Below are 6,598 nucleotides of genomic sequence, written 5' to 3' on the forward strand. Positions count from 1 at the left end.
GCCCCCAGGTCAGAGCCCTGGTGCGCCCCAGACGGGGAACCAGCGGGCGAGGTCCTTCTCCAGCGGCAGCTCGCCCTCCAGCGCGCCCCTGGCCTGCAGTTCGAGCGCGTTGTCCCGCCGCTGTCCCGGAAGCGGGGCGAAGGGGTAGAACGTCCCCCGCTTGTACAGGTAGACCACCGCCAGCCGGCGGCCGTCCTCGCTGGCGTACGACACCAGCGAGCACAGCAGCGAGGGCCCGAAACCGGCCGACTCCAGCGAGGAGTTGACCGCGTGCAGCTCCGTCACCAGGTCGCTGATCGCCTCGGGCGGGCGGCGCACCAGCAGCCAGGTGTAGCCGTAGCCGTCGTCGGACTCCTCGACGCGCTCGCCGAGCAGCGCCTTGACGTCGCGCTCCACCGTGGCGAACGCGCCGCCCTCCGCGGCCCTGAACGCCACGGAGCCCAGGCCGGTGGGCACGAGGCCGGTCGCGGCCTGCAGCGTCACCGCCGCGGACGGCAGCGCGAACAGCGCGTCGAGGTTGGGCTCGACCGGCTTGGACCGGCCGAGCAGCGCATCGAGCCAGCCCATGCGGGTTCAGCCCCTTCCGAGCTGCTTGGAGATGTTCGCCAGCTGCTCCAGCCGCCGTTCCAGCGGCGGATGCGTGGCGAACAGGTTGGCCAGCGTCTCGCCCTTGGCCAGCGCCGGGGCGAAGAAGAAGGCGTTGAACGGCTCCGCCTCGCGCAGGTCCCTGGTCGGGATCCTGGCCATGTCGCCGGTCACCTTGGTCAGCGCGCTGGCCAGGGCGGAAGGGCGTTGCGTGAGCAGGGCGCCCGCCCGGTCGGCGGCCAGTTCGCGGTAGCGCGACAGGGCGCGGGTGAGCAGGAAGCTGACGGCGTACACGAGGACCGAGACGAGCAGGATGATCAGCCCGATCGGCAGGCCGCCCTGGCCGTTGTTGCGGCGTCCGCCGAGCCCCGTGTAGAGCGCGAACCTGGTCATGAGGCCGGCCACGATGCCCAGGAACGAGGCGATGGTCATCACCGCGACGTCACGGTGCGCGACGTGCGAGAGCTCGTGGGCGAGCACGCCCTCCAGCTCCTGCGGCTCCAGGCGGCGCAGGATGCCGGTCGTCACACAGACGACCGCGTTCTTCTGGTTGCGGCCGGTGGCGAACGCGTTGGGGACGTCGGAATCCGCGATCGCCACGCGTGGCTTGGGCATGTCGGCGAGGGCGCACAGCCGGTCGATCAGGCCGTGCAGCTCAGGAGCCTCCTGCGGTGAGACCTCCCGTCCGCCCATCGCGAACAACGCGATGCGGTCGGACAGGAAGTACTGAACGAGCAGCAGGCCCCCCGCCACCACCAGCACGGTGAGTGCCCGGACGCCCAGCGAGACCAGGACGCCGACGAACACCACGTAGAGCAGGCCGAGCAGGAACATCGTCACGACCATGCGGCTGGTCAGGCCGCGGTCGGACGCGAACCGCGTACGCACGGGACTCAGCCCGGGATGAGGCCTTGGTCGCCCAGCATCTCCCGGACCTCCTCGATCGAGGCGTCCGCGGGGGGAAGGATCAGCTCTGACGGCTCAAGGCTGTCGTCGGGGAGCGCCTTGCCCACGTGGCGCACCTTGTCCAGCAACGCGTGCAGCTTGACGCGGAACTCGTTCTCGTTGCCCACCTCGATGGCGGCCTCGAGCTCGCTGTCGAGCTGGTTGAGGACCGAGATGTCGTCGGCGGAGATCTCCACCTGACCCTCGCCCATGATTCGGACAATCATGCGCCCTCCCCAGGCTGGCGCAGCTGCTGCGTCGAACCGCCCTGCTGCTGTGGCTGCCCCTGCGGCTGGGCCTGCTGCTGCGGCTGGCCCTGCTCGATGGCACTCTTCGGAGCCGGGCCCTGGCCCAGCTCGGACTTCATCCTGGCCAGCTCCAGCTCGACGTCCATGCCGCCGCCCATGCGGTCGAGCTCGGCCTGGATGTCGTCGCCGCGGGTGCCGCTGTAGTCGTCGAGAGCGCCGCTGGCCAGCAGCTCGTCGATCGCGCCCGCGCGGGCCTGCATCTGCGCCGTCTTGTCCTCGGCGCGCTGAATCGCCAGGCCGACGTCGCCCATCTCCTCGGAGATGCCGGAGAACGCCTCGTTGATGCGAGTCTGCGCCTCGGCGGCGGTGTAGGTCGCCTTGATCGTCTCCTTCTTCGTACGGAAGGAGTCGACCTTGGCCTGCAGCCGCTGGGAAGCCGTCGTCAGCTTCTCCTCCTCGGCCTGCAGGTTGTCGTGCTGGATCTTCAGGTCGGCCATCTGCGTCTGCAGGCCGGAACGGCGCTGCAGCGCCTCGCGGGCAAGATCCTCACGTCCGACCGACAACGCCTTGCGGCCCTGGTCCTCATAACGCTTGGCCTGGTTTTCCAGACCGGTAATCTGCAGCTCCACCCTCTTGCGCGACGTGGCGACGTCGGCCACGCCCCTGCGCACCTTCTGCAGCAGCTCAAGCTGCCGCTGGTAGGAGTAGTCGAGGGTCTCACGCGGATCTTCCATCTTGTCCAAAGCCTTGTTGGCCTTGGACTTGAAGATCATCGAAAGTCTCTTCATCACGCTCATGCGCGTCGGCCGTCCCCTTCTAGGTCGTGCTGGTGGTCACCCAATGCAGCGCAGCCGCCTTGGGATTACCCTACGCATAACGCACGGGGGCGTCACTAAGTTGCAGTCCAGGTAGGGTTGACGCGTGTTGCGACGCCGATCCCAAACCTCCGTGGACGACACCCCCGTCCCCGTTGACGATCCTAAGCCCCAGGGTAAAGGTCGTCCCACACCCAAGCGCCGGGATGCCGAGGGCAAACGACGCCAGTTCGTGTCCGCGCCGAAGGACCGTAAAGAGGCCTATCGGCAGATGCGGAGCAAGCAGGCCGCCGAGCGGGACAAGGCCCGCCGGGGGATGCTCGCAGGTGACGAGCGGTATTTTCCTGCTCGCGACAAGGGCCCCGCGCGCAAGTTCGCGCGCGACTGGGTCGATTCGCGGCGGCTGCCGAGCCAGTATTTCCTGCCGTTCTCGCTACTCATCCTGCTGGCGACCTGGGTGCCCTGGCCTGCCGAGATCCGCGCCCAGGTGCTCAACATCGTGATCGCGGTCGGCTGGCCGATCATGATGATCGGCGTGCTGTTCACGTCCGTCTATGTGGCGTGGAAGATGAAGCGGCTGGTGGCGGAGAAGCTGCCCAACGAGAGCACCAAGGGCGTGGGCTTCTACGCCGCCATGCGGGCGCTGCAGATCCGCAAGCTGCGCTTCCCGCCGCCCCAGGTGCTGCCGGGCGGCAGGCCGGTGCCGGTGAAGAAGTAGCTCCTCCACCTTTTCCCAATATTTCGGGAAAAGGCTGGGAAGTTGCGGGAAGTTTTACGGGTTGCCGTCCCGGACGTTGTCCCAGCGCAGCACGCCTCGCCTGACCGCGGGCCGCCGGCCGCCGATCTCCTGGCCCTGTTCCAGGGCGTCGGCCACGGTCCGCATCAGCGCGTAGTAGGACGGCAGCCGGGGCGCCGCGCCGGAGATCGTGCCGTCCGTCCAGCTCACCTTGCCGTCGGCGGTGTCGGCCACGGCGTAGGCCGGGTTCTCGCCGTCGCGCTCCGTGACGTACAGGAACGGGATCATCCGGCCGTTCCAGCTCTCCGCCTTAGCCGGGCCCGAGCCGTCCCATCGGCAGAGCCGGCGCCAGGAGTCCCTGATCTCGCGCGTGCCGAGGTTGACCGCGCCGGCGTACCAGCCGAACCCCAGCGGGCCCCTCGATCCGTTGTGGCGCAGGAGCGAGGCGCGCAGGTCGTCGGGGAAGTCCACGCCCATCTGCGACTCGGCGACGGCGATCGTGCGCGCCCGGCCCGGGGCGCGCAGTGTCCGGTAGGTACGGGGGGCGTTCGCCCGCAGCCAGCGCTCGATCCGCCGCCACTGCCTGTTCACCGCCCGCCTGACCCTGGGGTCGATCGGCCGCACGGTCACGGGGCGGGGAGCGGGCGAGCAGCCGGGATCGGGGACGCCGGCCGTCGGCGACCCGGTGGCCTGCCCAGCCGGCGTCGGGACGGAGCCCCTGGGCGACCCGGTGGCCTGCTCACCCGGCGTTGGGACGCCGGCCGTCGGCGACCCGGTGGCCTGCCCAGCCGGCGTCGCGACGGGGGTCGTGGGTGTCGGGGCGGGCGACGCCTGGAAGGAGGCGTCCATGGCGGCCTGCTCGGCCTGGTACCGCCGCCAGGCGTCCGCCGCGGCCTGCTGGGCCTCGGTCGGGATCAGCGCGGCGACGAGCGTGACCGCCACGACGGCCGCGATGGCGGCCCACACCAGAGCCATCCCCCGGCTCGTCCGGCGGCCCGCCCGCCGCGTCCCGCTCCCCTGCGCGGTGGCCGGGAGCGCGGGCTCCGTTCCCTGCATGCGGGCGCGCCGGCGCAACCGTAACGCGATCGCGGTGACGATGGCCGCCGTCAGCGCCAGCCGTACGAGCTTCAGCACGTCGCGCACCCTATCCCGAAACGAAACAGCTCATGCGCCGGGATTAAGGTCGGACGCATGGAATTCCGACACCTCGGCCGCAGCGGTCTCATGGTCAGTGAGATCAGCTACGGCAACTGGCTCACCCACGGCTCCCAGGTCGAGGAGGACGCCGCCAAGCAGTGTGTGCAGGCGGCACTCGACGAGGGCATCACCACGTTCGACACCGCCGACGTCTACGCGGGCACGAAGGCCGAGGAGGTGCTCGGCCGCGCGCTGAAGGGCGTGCGCAGGGAGTCGCTGGAGATCTTCACCAAGGTCTTCTGGCCGACCGGCTCCGGCCCGAACGACCGCGGCCTGTCGCGCAAGCACATCACCGAGGCGATCAACGGCTCGCTGCGCCGCCTGCAGACCGACTACGTGGACCTGTACCAGGCGCACCGCTTCGACTACGAGACGCCGCTCGAGGAGACCCTCAAGACGTTCGACGACCTCGTACGCCAGGGCAAGGTCCTCTACATCGGCGTCAGCGAGTGGACCGCCGACCAGATCGCCCAGGCCCTGAAGATCGCCGACGAGATGGGCTTCGACCGGATCGTCTCCAACCAGCCCCAGTACAACATGCTGTGGCGCGTCATCGAGACCGAGGTCGTGCCGCTCAGCGAGAAGGAGGGCGTCGGCCAGATCGTCTGGTCGCCGATCGGGCAGGGCGTGCTCACCGGCAAGTACGTGCCCGGCCAGCAGCCGCCCGAGGGCTCCCGCGCGACCGACAAGAGCGGCAGCGCCATGATCGCCCGGTTCATGCGGGACGACGTGCTCGGCCGCGTACAGGAGCTCAAGCCGATCGCCTCCGACCTGGGGCTGAGCATGGCCCAGCTGGCCATCGCCTGGGTCCTGCAGAACCCCAACGTCTCCAGCGCCATCGTCGGCGCCAGCCGCCCGGACCAGGTCCGCGACAACGTCAAGGCGGCGGGCGTCAAGCTGGAGGCCGGCGTGCTGCAGCGCATCGACGAGGTGCTCGGTGACGTCGTCGAGCGCGACGCGTCCAAGACCGTGAGCCCGCGTACCCGCCCATAACATCCCCGAACATCAAAAACCCCTTGAGCCACAACGGCGCTCAAGGGGTTTTTTATTTACCCGGAATTCATTCCGGTCGCAATGACAACCCCGCGTATTCAACGCGATCCTCGTCGAGCAGGGCCACCTGCTCGACACCGGATTCGAGCAGGTCACGCCAGTTCTCGCCGAGCCAGGACTCCGCGTCCGCCTGGCTCGGAAAAACTTCTCGCGGCAAAGGGCGATCCGTCACCTCACCACCATTTGCATTTTCATAACGCCACCGCCATGTCATGCCATACGCTCCTTTTCCGCGGGTTCGCCGGCGCACCCTCCGACGGCACTGGAACCCTACTCCCGAGCTTGGAGGTCAATCGATGCTGCGCGCATATCGTGTTGCCGCGGCGGTCGCCGTCGGGGCGGCCTGCTCCATCTCCCTCCCCCTGTCCGCCCTCGCCGCACCCTCCCCGGGCGCGCGATCCACGGTCCTCAGCGCCCCCGCGCCCGGTGCCGCCCTCCCCGGAGCCGCCGATCCCGGGGCCACACGGGCCTGGAGCGTCTGGCAGAGCGACGGAACGGCCTGGCTGGCAGGCACACCCCAGGACAACCCGTCCGACGGCTCTGTGATCGGCTGGCGCTTCTCCGCGGCTCCCGACGCCGCCGCGGGCGAGTCCCCCGGCGGGGACCTGCCGTCGTTCCAGACCGTCTGCGGCAAGGACGCGGCCGCCTCGGGTCACAAGCGCGTGGTGGTGGCGGTGGACTTCGGCGACGGGGAGTCCGACGCCTACCCAGGAGACCGGCCGCCCGCACAGGGGGTGCTCAGGTGCGTGGCAGGCGCCGAGGACGCCACCGCCGCCCAGCTCCTCGCCTCGGCCGCCGAAGTCCGGGTGAACGCCCAGGGCGACGTCGTCACCGTGAGCGGCTACCCGGCCCAGGAGCAGGGCGGCGCCGCCCTCACCCCCGCCACGCCCGGCACCGGCGCCGGCTCGGGCTCCGGGCTCCCGATCGCGCTGATCGCGGGCGGCGCCGGCGCGCTGGCCCTTCTGGGCGGCGGCGCGGTAGTCGCCACCCGCCGCCGCACCCGCTCCACCGCCCAACCC

The 6,598-nt window shown here is 70.1% G+C and carries 9 protein-coding genes; 3 read left to right on the top strand and 6 right to left on the bottom strand.

The features are described 5' to 3' along the window. Positions 1-9: 9 nt before the first annotated feature. Genes pspAB through ETD85_RS33125 form a run of 4 tightly spaced genes read right to left on the bottom strand, consistent with a single transcriptional unit; the run spans position 10 to position 2,575 of the window. Positions 10-567, bottom strand: coding sequence for a PspA-associated protein PspAB (gene pspAB, locus ETD85_RS33110; protein ID WP_138693748.1), 558 nt, complete (start codon positions 565-567; stop codon positions 10-12). A gap of 6 nt (positions 568-573) precedes the next feature. Further along, positions 574-1,473, bottom strand: coding sequence for a zinc metalloprotease HtpX (htpX, locus tag ETD85_RS33115; protein ID WP_138693749.1), 900 nt, complete (start codon positions 1,471-1,473; stop codon positions 574-576). A 5-nt stretch (positions 1,474-1,478) separates the two neighbouring features. Then, the gene (gene pspAA, locus ETD85_RS33120; RefSeq protein ID WP_138693750.1) at positions 1,479-1,757 is read right to left on the bottom strand and encodes a PspA-associated protein PspAA; all 279 of its coding nucleotides are present in this window, start codon (positions 1,755-1,757) and stop codon (positions 1,479-1,481) included. Then, positions 1,754-2,575, bottom strand: coding sequence for a PspA/IM30 family protein (locus ETD85_RS33125; RefSeq protein ID WP_138693751.1), 822 nt, complete (start codon positions 2,573-2,575; stop codon positions 1,754-1,756). The genes pspAA and ETD85_RS33125 overlap by 4 nt, the downstream gene beginning before the upstream one ends. Before the next feature lie 151 nt (positions 2,576-2,726). Between ETD85_RS33125 and ETD85_RS33130 the strand changes: the two genes are divergently transcribed. Further along, positions 2,727-3,311, top strand: coding sequence for a DUF3043 domain-containing protein (locus tag ETD85_RS33130; RefSeq protein WP_240779589.1), 585 nt, complete (start codon positions 2,727-2,729; stop codon positions 3,309-3,311). A 54-nt stretch (positions 3,312-3,365) separates the two neighbouring features. On the opposite strand, the gene ETD85_RS33135 is transcribed toward ETD85_RS33130, so the two are convergent. Further along, positions 3,366-4,463 carry an SMI1/KNR4 family protein gene (locus tag ETD85_RS33135; RefSeq protein ID WP_138693752.1) on the bottom strand — a complete coding sequence of 366 codons (1,098 nt, stop codon included), beginning with the start codon at positions 4,461-4,463 and terminating at the stop codon, positions 3,366-3,368. A gap of 57 nt (positions 4,464-4,520) precedes the next feature. Here ETD85_RS33135 and ETD85_RS33140 point away from each other — a divergent pair, with 57 nt between their 5' ends. Next, positions 4,521-5,519 (top strand): aldo/keto reductase family protein, encoded by a 999-nt coding sequence (locus ETD85_RS33140; RefSeq protein ID WP_138693753.1) that lies wholly within the window; start codon positions 4,521-4,523, stop codon positions 5,517-5,519. A 67-nt stretch (positions 5,520-5,586) separates the two neighbouring features. On the opposite strand, the gene ETD85_RS33145 is transcribed toward ETD85_RS33140, so the two are convergent. After that, positions 5,587-5,793: a hypothetical protein gene (locus ETD85_RS33145; protein ID WP_138693754.1), complete on the bottom strand. Its 207-nt coding sequence runs from the start codon at positions 5,791-5,793 to the stop codon at positions 5,587-5,589. Positions 5,794-5,875: 82 nt separating this feature from the next. On the opposite strand from ETD85_RS33145, the gene ETD85_RS63455 reads away from it, so the two are divergent. Continuing rightward, the coding region (locus ETD85_RS63455) for an SCO2322 family protein (RefSeq protein WP_170246964.1) at positions 5,876-6,598 on the top strand (723 nt) is incomplete at its 3' end.

The organism is Nonomuraea zeae (assembly GCF_005889725.1).
In the GTDB taxonomy this organism is placed as follows: Bacteria; Actinomycetota; Actinomycetes; order Streptosporangiales; family Streptosporangiaceae; genus Nonomuraea; species Nonomuraea zeae.